The organism is Bacteroides intestinalis DSM 17393 (genome assembly GCF_000172175.1).
GTDB classification, from domain to species: domain Bacteria; phylum Bacteroidota; class Bacteroidia; order Bacteroidales; family Bacteroidaceae; genus Bacteroides; species Bacteroides intestinalis.
The window spans coordinates 2,515,624-2,535,111 of the sequence record NZ_ABJL02000008.1 but is presented as its reverse complement, the minus strand read 5'-3'; the positions used below and the strand labels follow the sequence as shown (position 1 = coordinate 2,535,111).

Annotated in this window: 8 protein-coding genes; 6 read left to right on the top strand and 2 right to left on the bottom strand. The window is 41.7% G+C overall.

Features of this window, described 5'->3' with window-relative positions; all coding sequences use genetic code 11:
- Positions 1-336 carry a hypothetical protein gene (locus BACINT_RS19705; protein WP_007666427.1) on the bottom strand — a complete coding sequence of 112 codons (336 nt, stop codon included), beginning with the start codon at positions 334-336 and terminating at the stop codon, positions 1-3.
- Between the two features lie 1,233 nt (positions 337-1,569).
- On the opposite strand from BACINT_RS19705, the gene BACINT_RS19700 reads away from it, so the two are divergent.
- The gene (locus BACINT_RS19700; RefSeq protein WP_007666425.1) at positions 1,570-2,646 is read left to right on the top strand and encodes an IS110 family RNA-guided transposase; all 1,077 of its coding nucleotides are present in this window, start codon (positions 1,570-1,572) and stop codon (positions 2,644-2,646) included.
- Positions 2,647-3,063: 417 nt separating this feature from the next.
- On the opposite strand, the gene BACINT_RS19695 is transcribed toward BACINT_RS19700, so the two are convergent.
- Complete coding sequence (locus BACINT_RS19695) at positions 3,064-5,883, bottom strand: M16 family metallopeptidase (RefSeq protein ID WP_007666423.1); 2,820 nt, start codon at positions 5,881-5,883, stop codon at positions 3,064-3,066.
- Between the two features lie 246 nt (positions 5,884-6,129).
- Between BACINT_RS19695 and BACINT_RS19690 the strand changes: the two genes are divergently transcribed.
- From BACINT_RS19690 to BACINT_RS19670, 5 genes are all read left to right on the top strand, one after another.
- Positions 6,130-8,628 carry a glycosyl hydrolase 115 family protein gene (locus BACINT_RS19690; protein WP_044155379.1) on the top strand — a complete coding sequence of 833 codons (2,499 nt, stop codon included), beginning with the start codon at positions 6,130-6,132 and terminating at the stop codon, positions 8,626-8,628.
- A 22-nt stretch (positions 8,629-8,650) separates the two neighbouring features.
- Positions 8,651-10,576, top strand: coding sequence for a sialate O-acetylesterase (locus BACINT_RS19685; protein ID WP_007666421.1), 1,926 nt, complete (start codon positions 8,651-8,653; stop codon positions 10,574-10,576).
- A 1,013-nt stretch (positions 10,577-11,589) separates the two neighbouring features.
- Positions 11,590-14,733, top strand: a complete 3,144-nt coding sequence (locus BACINT_RS19680) for a SusC/RagA family TonB-linked outer membrane protein (RefSeq protein WP_007666419.1) — start codon at positions 11,590-11,592, stop codon at positions 14,731-14,733.
- Positions 14,734-14,745: 12 nt separating this feature from the next.
- Positions 14,746-16,608: a RagB/SusD family nutrient uptake outer membrane protein gene (locus BACINT_RS19675; protein WP_007666418.1), complete on the top strand. Its 1,863-nt coding sequence runs from the start codon at positions 14,746-14,748 to the stop codon at positions 16,606-16,608.
- 29 nt (positions 16,609-16,637) lie between these two features.
- Positions 16,638-19,466, top strand: a complete 2,829-nt coding sequence (locus tag BACINT_RS19670) for a SusC/RagA family TonB-linked outer membrane protein (protein ID WP_007666417.1) — start codon at positions 16,638-16,640, stop codon at positions 19,464-19,466.
- Positions 19,467-19,488 lie beyond the last annotated feature (22 nt).

Below are 19,488 nucleotides of genomic sequence, written 5' to 3'. Positions count from 1 at the left end.
TTATTCTTTTGTCCTCAGGCTGACTAGTTCTGCCCATTTACGGAGACTGAGGTCGAAACCGCCTTTTTCTAACAGGTGGGGAAGGGATTTGTAGTGCAGGAGTGTAGTGTCGTTGTCGGTATTTAATTGATAGGCCAATTCTCCAAGGTGGTATTTGAGGCGTGCCATTTGGATATAATCCAGTTGGGTGTACTCTTCGTTCACGGATAGGTCGATTAATTGTTTGATAAGATCATAGGCTTGCAGGCATTCGGAATCGCTTAAAAAAGAAACAGGTTTGCTCATGATGGGATGTTGCATTAATCGGATGACACATTCTTTGAAGTCCTCGTACATTGTTTATTTTGGTTGCCGCATCATTTCCCTGTGATGCGTGGTTTATAAAAAAAGAGCGTAGGAAACTATCTACTCATATCCCCTAAAGGCTCCGCTAGGACCTTACAACGATACAAGTGATAACCCCACGCTCCATTTGGGTATATACAAGGTATATATACAAATGTGCGTGAGACCCGTCACTTATTGTCATCCGTTGTAAACTTTAGCGGAATTTATAGGGGAATGCAATAAATAACCGTTCTCAAATTAAAATTATTAAAGCCACTTTCTACGCATAGAAGTAAGCTGTTACAAAAGTAGCAATAAATATTTATAATCCAAATAATATTGTTTTGTAATTATGTCAGAGGCTTATTTCAAATATATCGTTCAGTTTGTTCAGTCAGATTATAATCTGTTTGTTTAGGTATCAGGATTTATAATCTGATAATTTATAGCTCGTTCAAAAACAAACCAATTTCAACTACTAATTCGCATTACTAACAAATCAAGAAGCGGATGGATTTGACAAAATGCAGTTGCTAACTCCTTTCTTAGGCATTCCTATGCTTTTTCCCTTCCAACGGTTAGCCTTTTCCATACGAATGCTTATTCTTTCCACCATGGTGGAAAGAATAAATGCCTACTACAATTTTTCTTAACCGTCGCAGTGAAAAGAGGTAAAAGTGGTGAGGCAGCGGCTTAACCTCTGAAACTTAATATTATTTATGCGGATCAGGAGTTGGATTGTGTTCATATCCGCTCAGAAATGAGTTTTTAGTCCGTTGATGGAGACTGCTTTCGTGTAGTCAATTATAAGTTTAAAGATAAATTACCGTTCTCTTTTGTCCGAAAATCTTAATTTTTCAACAAAAAGATGAAAATGTGAGGTTGTAGTGCTCTGTATTTCAGGATTTTAAGAGGACTGCATCTCACATAACGACTGAGGTACCCTTACATAACGACTGAGGCTGCCTAAAATAGCGACTGAGGGTACCTCAAATAACGACTCGGGTCAGATGTAAATATAGAAGAGTAAATTTCAAGCATTGGTTTAACTCATAACCGTATAGAAAGATACTATGTTTGTGAGCATTATAAATAATCGCTCGTCGGGACGGGTGGTCCCGCCCCTTGCCGCTGGGCGTTCCCCGACCGATGATTAGATAAAAATAATAGGCGTAATAATTGAATTACAAGCTTTGTAAATGAGAGTTTATCAATAAATTAGTAACTAAAACTATTACACCTATGGTACAAAGTAAAGGAATAAATTTTAATGGTCAAAATATCTATATAGGTATTGACGTACATCTGAAGAGTTGGAGTGTGACTATAATCACAGAATCAAACTATAAAAAGACACACTCTCAAAAGTCTTCAGCAAAGGAGCTCTTTGAACATTTGAAGAAACATTATCCCGGTGGAAAATATAAAGCCGTTTACGAGTCTGGTTTCAGTGGATATTCTACTTATTATTCTTTGAAGGAATATGGAATAGATTGTATTATCATCCATGCTGCGGATGCTCCAACTACTCAGTATGAAAATGTGATGAAAACCGATGCCATAGACTCGGAGAAGCTAGCAAAGTCACTCAAAAGTGGTATATTAAAAGGAATATATATTAGGGAAAAGGAAAGTTTGGACGACCGTAATCTTATTCGATTACGTAAGACCTTACAGAGGCAACTTGCCGGTTATAAATCACGTGTTAAGCATTTGCTCTATAATAATGGAGTTGAATATCCTGCTTGCTTCGATAAACCGAGTTTGCATTGGTCTAAACGTTTTACGTTGTGGTTAAGGAACGATGTAACTTTATTATCATCAACTCGCTATAGCTTAGACTTATTATTGGATCAAGTTACCTTATTCCGAAAAAATCTTTTGAAGGCAAATCGCATGGTACGTGAACTAGCCAGTAGACCTAAGTACGCTGAACGATATGAGAATTTGATATCTATACCAGGAGTCGGAACCGTAACAGCCATGTCCTTACTTACAGAAGTAGATGATATTAATAGATTTCAAAATCAACGTGAGTTTGCTTCCTTTTTAGGCCTTATCCCATCATGTCATAGTAGTGGGGAAACAATATGTAACATGGAGAAAACCTTCAGAGGTAATAAACAGTTGGGACCACTAATTATTGAGAGTGCATGGGTAGCAATACGATATGACAAAGCTTTGGCAATTGCTTATAGCGAATATTGTAGGCAAATGAAAGGTCAAGAAGCCATTATTCGAATTGCGAGGAAATTATCCAATAGAATATTGAGTGTGCTCAAATCGGGAAAGAAATACCAATATGACAGATGTAGATAATTACAGCAAACCAATTTGGACAAACATATCTAAACGACTCCTGTTAGCTCCATGATGAGCCTTGTGCTGCATCTATAGAAAGCTTGTTGCGTTTATCCTTTAGTCTGAAGTAGTAGCTTGTTGCTTGATATCATCAAGTCAACTTATCGAAGTTTGTCTAATAGGTTTTATTGGTGGTGAATTAATCGGAAAGGTTCCGATAACATGCCATTGAATACTGAGATTTTATCTCGGAGTGGAATTTATTGTTTCTTTGAATGTCTTGAATGTGAGTTAAGTGGTTGATAATTAATAGTTAATGTATAATAAAACTGTATTCAATTATTAGGAATACAACATAGAAGGAGCTAATAAAGAAAGGCTGCACCGTGCTTTATCAAGCACAGAGCAGCCTTTCTTTATCACTACTATATATTATTATTCTTTATCCGGACTAATCATTGAAACTTCTACTTCATTTTTCTGTTTGAACAAGTCATCGGCAAACTTCTGAATATCTTTAGCTGTGATGCTGTTGACTGTTTGTTCATAGTCTTTTATCGGATTCATTCCGGTGAACAAGTATTCATCAATGCTTTCCATCCAGTAGCTGTTTTCTTTCAGGTCTTCGGCGTGCTTCTTCAACATAAACTCCTTCACCTTGTTAAGATTGGCTTCCGACGGCCCCTCTTTGGATATGCGTTCTATTTCGGCAAAGATGATTTTCATCAGTTTCTCTCTTTTAGAAGGTGCTGTATCGAAAACAATTTGTATTCCAGCTATTTCCTTCGGATATTTGGAGAGATTGCCACCTACATATACCCCATAAGTTCCGCCTTCATCTTCGCGTACTTTCTCGGTATAAACTAAATCCATAATCTGGCAAGTCATGTCCTGCAGAATGGAATTCTTTAAATCATATTTGCACGTACCGATGAAACTGACGAAGTTAGAGGCTTTAGCTGTTTCTTGTTCACGGACGAACTCATTCTTATATACACCTTTACGGTATTCTATCTTGTTATCCTTAAATGATTCTTTACGGTTGATGGCAGGCAATGCTCCTAGATATTCGGCTATGAGTGGTTTCATACTTTCAACGTCTACATTACCCACGAGGATGAAGGTAAAGTCGCTGGCGTCCTTGTAACGGTCTTGGTACATTGCCAGGATTTTATTATAATCCATATTGTCAATCATATCGGCCTTCATGCGGATAGTACGGGGATGTCCCATTTGCAATGCAAAGGTAATACTGTCGCTGAATGCAACGTTCGGGTTCATTTCCTGGTTCAGTAATGCTGCTTTGTTGCGGTTCTTATAAGATGCAAAAGCTTCGTCATCACGGCGCGGTGCGGTAAATGTCAGATAGGTGAGTTGCATCATCGTTTCAAAGTCTTTCGGAGAACAGTAGCCATTGACTGTTTCGGTCTTATCACCGATACCGTAACTTACGGAAGCCCTTTTGCCTGCCAATACCTTTTCAAGGTCTACAGCGCTGAAATTGCCTAAACCGCCTGCTGAAACGGCATCGAGGCCGTTGATGTTGATGATTTCAGAGTTGGGAAACAGTGAACTTCCACCTAGGCTTACACCCTTCATGGTAATCTCATCAGCTTTGAAGTCAGTTTTCTTGATGATAACTTTTACTCCGTTGGATAATGTCAGCATGGTAGTGCCGAATACATCATCTTTTTGTTCGGAGATGATTTTTCCACCCTTCGGGGCTTCTTTCATCAAGGGCTCGTCTGATACTTTGTCTACATACGGAGTCAGCTTTTCGGCTTTTACATCTTTCAGAATCTTCTTGATAGCTTCTTCTGTTGGCATTTTCAGCTCCTCCTTCTCGGGGCCGAAAATGGCGACTACCTGGTTGGTATCTGTTATCAACATCTGCATCATCTGATTCAATGCTTGTACGGGGATGGCCGGAGCTATCTGGTTGATGATGGCATATTCGTTTTCAATACCCGGTATGGGTTCGTTGTCGAGGAAGTGGCGTACATATTCATCAATATATTCCTCGTTCCTACGTGTATCACGTTCGTTGTAGTCAGATTCCATATTGCGCAGATATTCGGCACGGGCACGTTGGTATTCGCTTTCAGTGAAGCCAAACTGGCGGGCACGTTCCATTTCGCGGACCAGGGTGGTGATACCGTTTTCCACTGCATCTTCTTTGCATACAACGATGCCGGTAAAGGCTTGTTTGGTTTTTGCAACGAAGAAATCTCCATCATAGGTTCCTGCGTAGATATATGGAGGGTTGGCAGCTTGAAGCAGTTCGTTCAGTCGGGCATTCAGCATGTTATTGATGAGGTCGATGGCATAGTCTTGTATCAGATAATCCATATTGCCTTTTTCTGAGTCGGGAGTTGCTTCGTGTTTATTAAAGATGATAGCTTGGATATGGGGTTGTTCCTTATCCCGGGCAATCAGCACAATCGGTTCTTTATTGTCATTTACCGGATAATATTCGCGTTTGGCGGCATTGGGTTGTGCGGGAACATCGGCAAACAGTTTCTTAATCTGTGCTTCGATGGCATCTACATCTACGTCTCCCACCACAACTATACCTTGCAAATCGGGACGATACCACTTTTCATAATAATCTCTTAGTGTCTGCGGCTTGAAGTTCATCACTACATCCATGGTTCCGATGGGGAAACAAGTAGCATACTTGGTACCGGCAAACATAGCAGGGAGCAACTTTTCCTGGAAACGTTGCACTGCACTCATGCGCGTACGCCATTCTTCGTTGATGACTCCACGTTCTTTATCAATCTCTTTCGGGTCCAGAGTCAGGTCATTGCTCCAGTCGTGCAGAATTAACAAACAAGAATCGATGGCTCCCGGAGTATTGACAGGTACATTCGAAATATTATATACGGTTTCATCTACTGAGGTGTAGGCATTCAGGTTTTCACCGAACTTAACTCCAATGCGTTCCAGATATTGTTTCAGGGCATCACCCGGGAAGTGGGTAGTTCCGTTAAAGCACATGTGTTCGAGGAAGTGGGCGAGGCCACGCTGGTTCTCTTCTTCCTGTATGGAACCTACTTTCTGGGCGATATAAAAGTCTGCCCGTTCGGCGGGGAGATTATTTTTGCGGATATAGTAAGTTAGGCCGTTGTCCAGTTTTCCGATGCGTACATTAGGATCAACGGGGATAGGAGGCATCTGTTGTGCAAGAGCCTGTTGGAAGTTACAGCATATGACGAATGCTATAATCAATAAATTACGAAATAGATGTTTCATGTTTATGAATATTAAAATTGTATATTGTCCTATTTGTCTGGAAAGGATGAAATAAATCACAGAAAAGAGCGTTTTTTTGTAATAATGGTTGTTTGTCGGGCAAATGTTACATGAATAAAAGTTTATGTAACATGAAAATCCCAAGTGTAACATTGGCAATAGTAAGTGGAAACATGGAGGATAGGTTGATATTTCGTAATGACCTATCTTTGTACAAAACAGAAATTAATCAAAAGGTATCATGCCATGAAAACAAAATTTAGTTGGATTTTCTATTGCTTAGTGAGTTTGTTGCTATCTCAATCTTTGTCGGCGGCAGAGCGTTTTGTGACAAATGAGAGTAATGGATTTGTCTGGATACAGCAAGGAAAGGCGTATCCAATACTGGTGGACTCCCGGGAAGACAAAGGAGTAGTACGGGCTGTGGCCAATTTGCAGACAGATGCGGGTAAAGTAACGGGTATTACTCCGGAGATTATTCACTCTGTAGCTGGCAATCGTATGTTGATAATCGGTTCTATAGAGAATAGCTCCTGGATTAAACAACTGCTGAAGGCCGGAAAAATCAATGCTGCCGATTTGCAGGGAAAGCGTGAGAAATACATCCTCCAGATGGTGAAACAGCCGATGGAAGGCGTGGACGAGGCGGTAGTTATAGCAGGTAGTGACAAGCGGGGTACTATTTACGGTATATATGAATTGTCACAGCAAATGGGAGTATCACCTTGGTATTTCTGGGCGGATGTTCCGGTGGAAAAGCACGATATTATATCTATTAAAGAAGGTATATATACAGATGGTGAACCGGCTGTGAAATACCGTGGTATTTTCCTGAATGATGAATGGCCCTGTCTAGGAAACTGGGCGGGCGATACTTTCGGTGGATTCAATAGCAAATTTTATGAGACTGTCTTTGAACTGGTGCTTCGCCTGAAAGGAAACTTCATGTGGCCGGCTATGTGGAACAGTGCATTCTATGACGATGATCCAATGAACGGTCCGTTGGCTGATGAGATGGGAATTGTGATGGGAACTTCTCACCACGAACCTATGGGACAGGCTCAAAAGGACTGGAAACGCCGTGGAACCGGAGAATGGAATTATACAACGAACGGCGCCGTACTGCGTGACTTCTGGCAGAAGGGTATGGAGCGTTGTAAGGATTGGGAAGCAGTGATTACCCTAGCTATGCGCGGTGATGGTGACGAACCGATGAGTGAGGATGCCAATATCTCCTTATTACAGAATATAGTGAAGGATCAGCGGAAGATTATAGAGAAAGTGACCGGTAAGAAAGCGAAAGAAACTCCGCAAGTTTGGGCGCTCTATAAAGAAGTGCAGGATTATTATGATAAGGGTATGCGTGTGCCCGACGATGTAACCCTTCTGTTGTGTGACGATAACTGGGGAAATGTGCGCAAGTTGCCCGATTTGAAAGCTAAACCCCGTAAGGGCGGTTATGGAATGTATTATCACTTCGACTATGTAGGAGCTCCCCGTAATACTAAGTGGATCAACATTACCCAGATACAGCGCACCTGGGAACAGATGATGCTGACTTATGAATATGGTGTCCGTGAACTGTGGGTAGTCAACGTGGGTGACTTGAAGCCTATGGAATATCCGATAACCTTCTTCCTGGACATGGCTTGGAATCCCGGACGTTTCAATGAAAACAATCTTTTCCAGCATACGGTAGACTTCTGCAAGCAGCAGTTTGGTGGCAATTATGCGGAAGAGGCGGCGCGTCTTATAGATACATATACCAAATATAACCGCAGAGTTACTCCTGAAATGCTGAATGACAGAACGTACAGCCTGGAAAACTATGATGAGTGGCGGCGTGTGAAAGATGATTATGCGGCTTTGAGCCTGGATGCCCTGAAACTCTACTATCTGATGCCTGCCGGTTACCGGGATACTTTCGACCAACTGGTACTCTTTCCGATACAGACATGTGCCAACCTGTATGATATGTATTATGCCGTAGCAATGAATCGCAAACTGGCAGAGGAGAATAATGTACAAGCCAATAAATGGGCTGATAAGGCTCGTGCGTGTTTTGAACGTGATTCTGTATTGACTTATCACTATAACCATATAATGAGTGGTGGCAAATGGAATCATATCATGGATCAGACACATATTGGATATAAATCCTGGAACGATCCGAAACATAATATTATGCCTAAAGTTACTTTTGTTCCGGAACCTCGTATTGCTCCTGCGCCACCTGTATTTGTAGAAAAGGATGGATATGTATCTATTGAAGCGGAACATTATACCCGTTCAGCTAACAGTACATCTGCTAATTGGGTTACAATTCCAAATTTGGGGCGTACGTTGTCTGCTGTCACTACTTTACCTACCACAGCCGTTCCGGGAGCAGATATGTATTTGGAATATGATTTTGAAACGGAGAAAAGTGGGGATGCTACAGTTATCGTCCGTTTTTCTTCAACTTTGAATTTCAATGATTATAAAGGATTGCGTTATGCGGTCAGTTTGGATGGTGGGGAAGAACAGATAGTCAATATCAACAGTGATTATAAAGGTGAGCTTGGTAAGTTGCAGGCAGAGCACATTATTACTACTCAAACCAAACACTTACTTGATAAGAAGGGGAGACATACTTTGCGTATCCGTCCGCTTGATCCGGCACTTGTTATGCAGAAAATCATGATTGACCTGGGAGGGTTGAAACCTTCTTTCCTGGGAGCACCTGAAAGTTTGATAAAAGAGTAGGAATGTTGAAAATTACAATATTATGAGATATAAATTTACTTTATTGGTAGTATTGGTCTGTATATGTTCTGTATGGGCTGAAGCTAAGGTTAAACTCCCCTCTGTTCTTTCGGATGGAATGGTATTGCAACGTGAAAGGCCCATTAAGATATGGGGGACAGCTGAACCGGGTGAAGATGTAGTGGTAACTTTTAAGAGGAAGAAATACACGGCAAAGACTGATGAGAATGGCAGATGGGTGGTCATACTTCCTGCTATGAAGGCTGGCGGTCCTTATGAGATGACGGTGAATGAAGTGATAGTAAAAGATATTCTGGTAGGGGATGTGTGGCTGTGCTCAGGGCAATCGAATATGGAACTGACCGTGGCACGTGTAGCGGATATGTTTGGCAAGGAAACGGTTGTTTATGAAAATTCAATGATCCGTTACGTGAAAACTCCCTATGGCAATGATTTGCAGGGTCCGAAAGAAGATATTTCCCGGATGAACTGGACATCCTTGAATCCGGAGGTTGCTCAGTCTTATGCCGCACTACCTTATTTTTTTGCTATAGAGATGTATAATGAGACGAAAGTTCCTGTGGGGATTATTAATTCAAGTTGGGGAGGAAGTTCTATTGAAGCTTGGATGAGTGAGGATGCTCTACAGGAATTCCCAAAGAATTTGCGTGAAAAGGATATTTATAACTCTGACGAATATAAGGTTTTGATGAATAAGGCAGGTGGTATGATGTCGAGGTTTTGGAATCTCTCTTTGTATAAAGGGGATGAAGGACTTCATACTCCGGTCAAGTGGTATGAACCGGAATTGGATGATTCCGATTGGGAGGAAGTGAATATGTTTTCTTATCAATTGGGCACTAAAAATGGCTATCCGGTAAGTGGCTCACATTGGTTCCGTCAGGATATTCGTCTTACGGCTGAGCAAGCTGATAAAGATGCCATATTGCGTTTGGGTTGTATGGTGAATGCGGACTCAGTGTATGTGAATGGTGTATTTGTAGGTACCACTTCGTATCAATATCCGCCACGTATTTATAAAGTTCCTGTATCGGTATTGAAAGCAGGTGAGAATCTGGTGACGGTTCGTCTTATCAATTCGGGTGGTCGCCCTAGCTTTGTAAAAGACAAGCCTTATTGTATGGCGATAGATGGAGACACAGTTCGTTTGGCGGAACAGTGGAAATATAGATTAGGTTGTGAAATGCCTGCCGGAAGAGGTGGGGTGTCTTTTCAGAATATTCCGACTGGCATGTATAATTCCATGATTTCTCCTTTGCGAAATTTGCATTTTAAAGGAGCTTTGTGGTATCAGGGAGAGACGAATGCAGGACGTTCAAGTGAATATGAGGCCTTATTAACTGCGATGATAAAAGATTGGCGAGTGAAGTTTGCAGATGAAAATCTCCCGTTCTTTATTATGCAACTACCCAATTTTATGCAGACGCATCCGCAACCTGTAGAAAGTGGTTGGGCGGGTATGCGAGAGGCTCAACGGCAAGTGACCTTGAAGTTGCCTAATACTTCTTTAGTAGTAGCAATAGACTTGGGAGAGTGGAATGATATTCATCCATTAAATAAGAAAGAACTGGCAAGAAGAGTGGCACTTCAGGTTAAAAAGAAGGTATATGGTCATAGGGATGTAGTTCATAGTGGTCCGTTGTGTACTGATGCATCTGTTGAAAGTGGAAAGATCATTCTCTCTTTTGAAGAAGGAACGAATGATTTAATGCCTGTAACTGAACTCAAAGGTTTTGCACTGGCAGGAGCGGATGGATGTTTTAAATGGGCAAAGGCGACCATAGAAGGCAATAAAGTGATGGTTTGGAGCGAAGGTATTACTCAGCCTATAAAGGTTCGTTACGCTTGGGATGATAATCCACAGGAGGCTAACCTGAGGAATAAGTCAGGGCTTCCGGCTTCGCCGTTTCAAATGGATGTTCCATGATTCCCTAAACTTGATTGACTAAAAAAACACCGGAATTTATGCGTTTGGCATAATATGACAATAAGATAGTGAAACAGATGTATTTTGTTGCAATACATCTGTTTTATAAATCATGCTGCATTTGCCTGATAGGTAATCTTTGCGTTCTTTTGAGTCACAATGAACATTGGCACGAAAGAAAGCAACCTCAGGCATCACGATTTACATTTTGTCATATTGCTCGTTTTCGCTCAAGCTGCTCATTTTGCTCCAGTTACGTAAATATCCTGAAAGACTTTCACTTTACCCAATTTCCATTTGTCAGCTATTTTCTTTACTATATAACCCCTCTGTTCTTAAAGGCCTCTTCTCTCAGGCGATGAGTATATAAAAGATATAATCCCTCCCCTGTCTGATCTTGATTGAAAAGAATTAAAAGACTCAAAAGTGTTAATGGATGTATTTCTGCAATAAATGAATGAAAGTCATTTTAGTGCTTTAACAAGTGGGTTACATATTTTTTGTGATACGTTACTATGCTGTTTTTTTTGCATTTCTCTTGTAATTTTAGTTCATAATTCTTTTGTTTTTCTTCCTCGAAAGTAACTTCTCAAGCTCTCTATTGTCTTTTAAAAAAAAACTTCTTTATTGTTTGTGTAATTAGTTGATATATAGTTTTTTATATTGATTTACGAAATACAATCAAAAAAGAATGTAACATCGAATGGAAAGATGTAATATCATCAAAAAAACGTGTAGCATGATCGTGCCTGCTGTTCTGTTTTGGTACATATATTTGCACCTGTGAAAAAGCACGCTGTAATGTTTGGAGAGATATGTATGGAAAACACTTTTCTTTCCTTTTATGATATGAAATGCTAATATATGTAATAATGTAATATGATTATTAACCATTGAATTATTAATCTTAAAAGACTAATTAATTATGAAATACAAGTATGATGACAGCTAAAGCTATCTATAATAGCTAATGAAAAAAGAGAATGTAGTTTTTAATATTTTAAACTAATGGTATGAAAAATGTAACAAAAAAAACCAAAAAGATCCCTTATCTACTGGTTTTGTTGCTATTAAGTTGCTTGCCAACTTTAGCGCAAAATGGGGTAACGGTAAAAGGAACAGTTCTTGATGGCACTGGAGAAACTGTAATTGGTGCTTCCATCGTTGTGAAAGGCAACACTTCAATAGGTACGATATCAGATATAGATGGAAATTTTACGTTGGCTGTTCCTAGTGATAATGTAACTCTTGTTGTTTCATTTATCGGTATGAAATCACAAGAAGTGAAAGCAACGGTTCAAAAACCGATTAAAGTGATTTTGGAAGATGACAGCCAACAACTGGAAGAAGTAGTAGTGGTAGGTTTTGGTCAGCAAAAGAAAGCCTCAGTTGTAGGTGCCATTGCACAGACCAATTCCAAAACCTTGGAACGTACGGGTGGTGTGACAAGTTTGGGGCAGGCTTTGACGGGTAATCTTCCTGGTGTAGTAACTATGACTGACACAGGTAAACCGGGTGATGAAGATCCGAAGATCACTATTCGTGGTGTGACATCATGGAACTCAAGTGATCCGCTTGTGTTGGTGGATGGTGTAGAACGTCCTATGGCTTCAGTGGATATTAATTCAGTGGCATCCATTTCTGTATTGAAAGACGCATCGGCAACAGCTGTATTTGGTGTGCGTGGTGCCAATGGTGTAATTTTGATTACTACTAAACGTGGTGAAGAAGGTAAGGCAGTGATTAATGTCAATGCCAGCACGACGCTGAAAACTTATTCTAAATTGCCTGACATGATGGATGCGTATGATGCGCTTTCACTCCGCAATCAAGTTATAGAAAATGAACTGGCTTATCACCCGGATTCATGGAGTTATTATCTGACTCAGGACCGTTTGCATAAGTATCGTCATCCGGCTAATCAGGCTGAGGCAGAACGTTATCCTAATATAAATTGGGTAGATTATCTGTTGAAAGATGTCGCTACATCTTATAATGCCAACGTGAACATTAGTGGTGGTACGAAGTTTGTAAAGTATTTCGCTTCTGCCGATTTTGCACATGAAGGAGATATATATAAGAAAGTAACCAACGTGAAAGGTTACGATCCGGGTTTCAGCTATGATCGTATAAACGTACGCAGTAACCTTGACTTCAATCTCACCAAGACTACCAAATTGCATCTTAATCTGTCTGGTTCTCATGCGGTAAAGAAAGCCACGCAGGGGCAGTATGAAAATTTGGTGTGGAGTGCTTTCTATGGCATTGCACCCGACTCTTTTATGCCTGTATATAGCGATGGTACTTTCGGATATTATCAACCTAACCCGACTCAGGCTGCTACTAATAGTTATGAAGACCTTAGTGTTAACGGTATCGGTTATACCACCGACGATCGTTTGAATACTGACTTTACCCTCGAACAGGATCTTGGTTTCCTGCTTAAAGGATTGAATGTACAGGCTAAGCTGGCTTTTGATAATGCTTTCCGTGAAACAGGCCGTGGTGTGGATGATACAACTGACTGGGAAGATGAAGCTCACAAATGGATTGATCCTGAGACTGGTAAAGAATACACCGATATCAGTACAGATGCATTATATAAGTTTGACTTCAAGAATAACAATGCTTGGAAAACGGGTGCGGGTTCTGTTAATAATGGTGAAACATACCGTCGTATGGACTATTCCGTACAGTTGAACTATTCCAACAAATTTGGTGATCATACAGTGGGTGCTATGGGTAACTTCACTCGCGAACAGTATGCAAAAGGTAGCGAACAACCTTTCCGTCGTGAAAACTGGGTATTCCGTGCGACTTACGACTATGCCAGTCGCTATATGGTGGAGTATAACGGTGCTTACAACGGTTCTGACCTTTATTCTTCGGAAAATCGTTTCGCTTTCTTCAATTCCGGTGCTGTCGGATGGATGGTTTCGGAAGAACCTTTGGTGAAGAAGCTTAACCTGAAGTGGTTGGATATGTTGAAATTCCGTGCATCTTATGGTCAGATTGGTCAAGATGGCTTACGGGTAGGGAATAAAGATTATCGTTTTGGTTATATGGATGTTTGGAGCAATGGTGGCAATTATCGTCAGTCGTTGACCGGGGTAGATCCTGCCAAAAGTCCTTACAAGTGGTGGCAACAGACACAGATGGGTAATCCGGAACTTCAATGGGAGGTGGCCACTAAACTTGATATTGCAGCAGATTTTGCATTTTTCGGAGGGGTTATTTCCGGTTCGTTCGACTACTTCAAGGAAAAGCGTACCGACATTTTGATTCCGGGTACTCAGCGTGCTATTCCTTCATACTTCGGTACGGAAGCTCCTATTGCCAATTTGGGCAAAGTGGATAGCAAAGGTTACGAATTGGAAATCCGTTGGAATAAGCAACTGACGCGTAGTTGGCGTCTTTGGGGAAATGCTTCTCTTACTCATGCCGTAAGTGAAATCAAGGAAGCGGATGACCCCAGCCTTATGCCGGAGTATCAGAAAAAGGCCAACAAAGGTATTAATCAGAATTATTCGTATGTAGATAAGGGATACTACAACAGTTGGGATGAACTTTATGGTAGCACCGCACACGATGAATATGATGAGAACCGTAAACCGGGTAACTATATAATTCTTGACTATGATGCCGATGGTATGATTACTCAGGATGATAATATTCCTTATGGCTATACGGGTATTCCACAGAATACAATGAACCTTCAGATAGGTTTCGATTATAAAGGTTGGAGCTGTTTCGTTCAGTTTTATGGCGTAAACAATGTGAGCCGTTCTGTTGGCTTGACCAGCTTGGGTGGTACGCGAAATACGGCTTTCTTCGAAGGCAGCTATTGGAGTCCGGACAATCAGAATGCTGATGTACCTCTGCCTCGCTGGCTGAATCAGGCAAGCAAATATACAGATGGTACCCGTTTCCTATTCGATGGTTCATACACTCGTTTGAAGTATGCTGAACTTTCGTATACTTTCTCTAAGGAGAAATGGTTGAAGGCTTCGGGATTGAGCAGTTTGAAGGTATTTGTCAACGGTAATAACCTTTTCCTCTGGACCGATATGCCTGATGACCGTGAATCGAATACCGGTGGATGGAGCGCATATCCTACCCAGCGTCGTTTTAACTTAGGTTTTAAAATTACACTTTAATATAAACGGAAGATGAAAAATAAGATTTTTTACATACTTTTCGCATTGCTCTCCGTCAGTTTCGCTTTTACTTCGTGTACCGACTATTTGGAAAGAGATTCTGACTCTGTTCTTTCAGAAGAAGATGCGTTTAAGAACTTTAATAATTTTCAAGGATTTATTGAAGTAATGTATAATGTCATTCCCGATTTAGCAAAGCATTATTGGGTTAGCTCTTTTAACTGGGGTGACGACGAAGTGATTACCACCGGTAACGGTGAGTACTTGATGGGATATGCTATTGATGGTGGAAACTACCGTACTTACATTGGCAAGGGAGACTGTTTCTTGGATAGAAGTTGGTCGCTGGACGGTGACCGTTTTGCCAAATCCCTTTGGGGAGGTGGCTGGTATGCTATCCGTCAGGCCAATCTTGGTCTTGAGGCTCTACAGAATGGTATGCTGAAGGATGCCACGCAAGAAGAACGTGATTTTCTTGAAGGCCAACTTTATTTCTTCCGTGCCTGGTTTTACTTTCAACTGACAACTTACTGGGGCGGTCTGCCTTATCTGGAAAGACCTCTTTCTCCTGTCGAACAGTTCAATATGCCGCGCGAAAGCTATCAGGAAAATGCTGAGAAGATGGCAAAAGACTTTCAGCGTGCTGCCGACCTGCTTCCTGTTGACTGGGATGATACTGCTACCGGTAGCCGTACGAAGGGTAATAATGCTTTCCGTCCCAACAAAATCTGGGCGCTCTCTTATTTGGGTAAATGCCTGCTTTATGCCGGTAGTCCTTTGATGAAGAATGGAGGGGAAAACAGTGACCGTTCTTACGATGCGGAATATTGTAAACGTGCTGCCGAAGTTCTGGGTAAGGTACTTGCAATGGTAGAGGGTGGCCAGACCCAATATGCTTTGGTAGATTTCGAACATTACAGCAACCTGTTCTATACCAAAGAGCAGAACTGGCTGATGCCCGGTGGTACCGAAGCCATCATGCGTAGCCCTACTTTCGGTGCTGATTCCTACTGGCGTCAGATGAATTCCTATCAACTTTCATATATTTGTGACGGTGATGGTATCATTCTTTGCCCTGCAGCTAATTACGTGAATTATTTTGGTATGGCAAACGGTATGCCTCTTGATGATCCCAACTCCAACTTTAGCAAGTCACAGCCGTGGAAAGATCGCGACCCTCGTTTTTATAATAACTTTATTTACGATGGTGTCAAGCAGATCAAAAATGCAGAGGACTATAAAGAGTATGAGTATGCCAATCTATACGAAGGTGGAAACTGTTGTAACGATCCTCAGAAAACCAGTCGTACAGGCTATTTCAACTATAAATTTATTCCATTGGGTGCCAATAAGGGTGATCAGGACTATGGTTATGGGAAAGCTACTCATTTCCATTTGGCATGGTTACGTTTGGCGGAAGTATATTTATTGTATGCCGAAGCTGCCGCACAAGGCTACGGTTCTGCCAACGGTAAATCTACCTCTTTTTCAAAGAGTGCAGTAGAAGCGGTGAATGTGATCCGTGAACGTGCAGGTGTGGAGGATGTTGCAGCCAGCTACACCACCGACCTGGAGAAATTCATGGGTGAAGTTCGTCGTGAACGTGCCGTGGAATTGGCTTATGAAGGACATCGTTTCAATGACCTGCGCCGTTGGAAGTTGCTGACTGAATATCCTTACAATATCAAAACCAAGCAACTGTTTGATCGTGCAGAGGCATTTGACCCTAAGGCTGAGCCTAAAGAACGTAAAGTTATAAACTTCCGTGAAGAGGTGGTGACGGAACGTAAATTGACAAGTAAGCACTATTGGTTGCCGTTCAAGACAAGCGATGTGACGATGTATCCGGAATTCAACCAAAATCCCGGTTGGTAATGGTTTTATTAACATAAAGACTATAAAAAATGAAACATATATATAAAGGACTTGTATTCTGTGCGGCGTTGGCCTTCGCTCACACACACATTGCCGCTCAAGAGACGCTGGCCGACTTGGTGGAAGTAATCCAAGCCGATACGCTTCAGAAGGTGCAAGTGGCATTTCGTTCCATAGACCGTAATGATCTGTTGGGTGGAGTATCGGTCATTGATATGAAAGAAATGTCGGAAAAGACATATACAACCTATAGTTTGAGTCTGGTTGACAATGTCGTTGGTGGTTTCAACGGTAATATCTGGGGAAACAATGAATATCTTGTCATAGTGGATGGTATGGTGCGTGATGCGAATAACGTGCTTCCCCACGAGATAGACCAGATTACCCTTTTGAAAGGAGCTTCTGCTGTAGTGCTCTATGGTCCGCGTGCGGCTAAAGGTGTCATTTCAATCACCACCAAGCGTGGCGAAGTGGGTGACCTCAGAATAAATATTCACGCTAACAGCGGTTTTTATACTCCTAAGTCATACCCGAAATATTTGGGTTCGGCAGAGTATATGACCCTTTATAATGAGGCACGTCTCAACGATGGTCTTACTGCCAATTACTCGCAGGAGGATATTTACAATCATGCTTCGGGTTTGAATCCCTATCGTTATCCTGATTTCGACATGTATTCTTCCGAATATTTAAGGAAGGCATACAACCGTTCGGAAGCGATTGCCGAAATTTCGGGCGGTAGCGAGAAAGTGAAATATTATACTTCTACCGGTTACTATCGCGAATCTTCGCTTCTTAAAGTGGGTAATACGGAAGATAACTACATCAGCCGTTTCTTTGTCCGTGGAAATGTGGATATGAAGTTGCATAAACTTATCACCGCGCAAGCTGATGCTAATGTGACATTTTATGATTCTTATTCGGCTAATGTAGACTGGTGGGGGCAAGCTGCTACGTTGCGTCCTCATCTGGTGTCTCCGTTTATTCCGTTGAGTTATATTGAGGATGCAGACCAAAATTCCCTGAGCACTGTGCTTAACAGTAATTATATCCAAGATGGCAAGTACTTCTTTGGTGGTACGCAGCAGAATCCCACTAATCCGGTGGCTGATGCATACGCGGCCGGCGACAATAAGTTTGTGAGCCGCCAGTTCCAGTTCAATACGCGTTTTGATGTCAATCTTTCTCCCTTGCTTAAAGGACTTTATTTCCGTGCCAAATATGGTATTGACTATGCTTCTACCTATGATCAGGGGTATAGTAGCACTTATGCTACTTTCGCACCGGCGTGGAGTACCTATAACGGGCATGATGTCATTTCAAGTATCACGCAATATGGCAAGGATGAAAAAAGTGGTGTTGAGAATATCAACAATTCGGCCTACCGTTATACCTACAACGTTTCCGGTCAGTTCGATTACCAGAACACTTTCAACGAAGACCACAATGTGTTCGCCATGGTGCTGGCCAATGCATGGCAGACCCAACGTAGCGGACATTATCACCGTACTACCAATGCCAATTTAGGTTTTCAGGCATCCTACAACTATCAGCATAAATATTATGCGGATTTCAGTGCTGCAATGCCTTATTCCACAAAGTTGCCCGAAGGTAACCGTGCGGCGTTTTCTCCTACAGTCACTTTGGGATGGAATCTTGCAAAAGAAGATTTCATGGAAAATTCAATATTTGACAACTTGATGCTTACTGCCTCGGCAGGTATCATCAATCAGGATCTTGATATCACTACCAGTGACAATGAAGACGGTTACTTCCTTTACAAACCGGTGGTACAGCCCGGTGGTTGGTATAGTTGGGGTGACAATGGCGGTCTGTCTGCTACTGAGTTCCAGCGTGGAGACGGCTCTGCCATGACTTTCGTGAAGCGTAAAGAGTTCACGGCAGGGTTGCGTGGTTCTATGTGGAACAGGCAACTTACATTCGACTTCAATTTCTTCACCAGTAAGATGGAGGGCGGTCTGGCTCGTACCAGTTCATTGTATCCGATTTATTTCACACAGGTGGGCTATCCGTCATCATCCATTATTCCTTATGTAAACTTCAATGAGGATAAGCGGACAGGTTTCGATTTCAGTGTTTACGCCAACAAGAAAGTGGGTGAAGTGGATTTGACGCTCGGTGTGAGCGGAATGTGGTATAAGAGTACGGCTGAAAAGCGTGATGAAAATATTGAGTTTGAATATTTGTCAGCTGTAGGTCGTCCATTGAACGGACACTGGGGATTGCAGAGCGAAGGATTCTTTAACGATCAGGCTGAGATTGAGGCTGCTCCCAAACAAACTTTCGGTGACGTGAAGCCCGGTGATATCCGTTATAAAGATCAGAACAACGATGGTAAGGTTGATGACAACGACCGTGTATTCCTGGGACGTTGGGACTCTCCCTTTATGAGTGGTATTAATTTGACTGCCAAATGGCGTGACTTTACTCTGTATGTGATGGGCAATCTTTACATAGGTGGCTATGGCATGAAGGACAATTCATATTATTGGGTGAAAGGTGACGGTAAATATTCTGAAGTAGTACGTAATCGATGGACTCCTGAGACGGTAGCTACAGCTACTTATCCTCGTCTGACCACTACCGGTGGTGACAACAACTTCCGTACCTCGGACTTCTGGATGTACAAGAACGACCGATTCAATCTGACTCAGGTTCAGCTTACCTACAATATGCCTAAAGAGGTGTTGAGAGGATCTTTCGTCAAGGGTTTGAGTTTCTTTGTCAACGCCAACAATTTGCTTACCATTGCCAAGGAACGTAAGGCTTTGGAATTGAATGTGGGTAGCGCACCTCAGACACGCTTCTACCAGCTTGGCCTCAAAGGTACATTCTAAGAAAATGATAATTTTAATAATG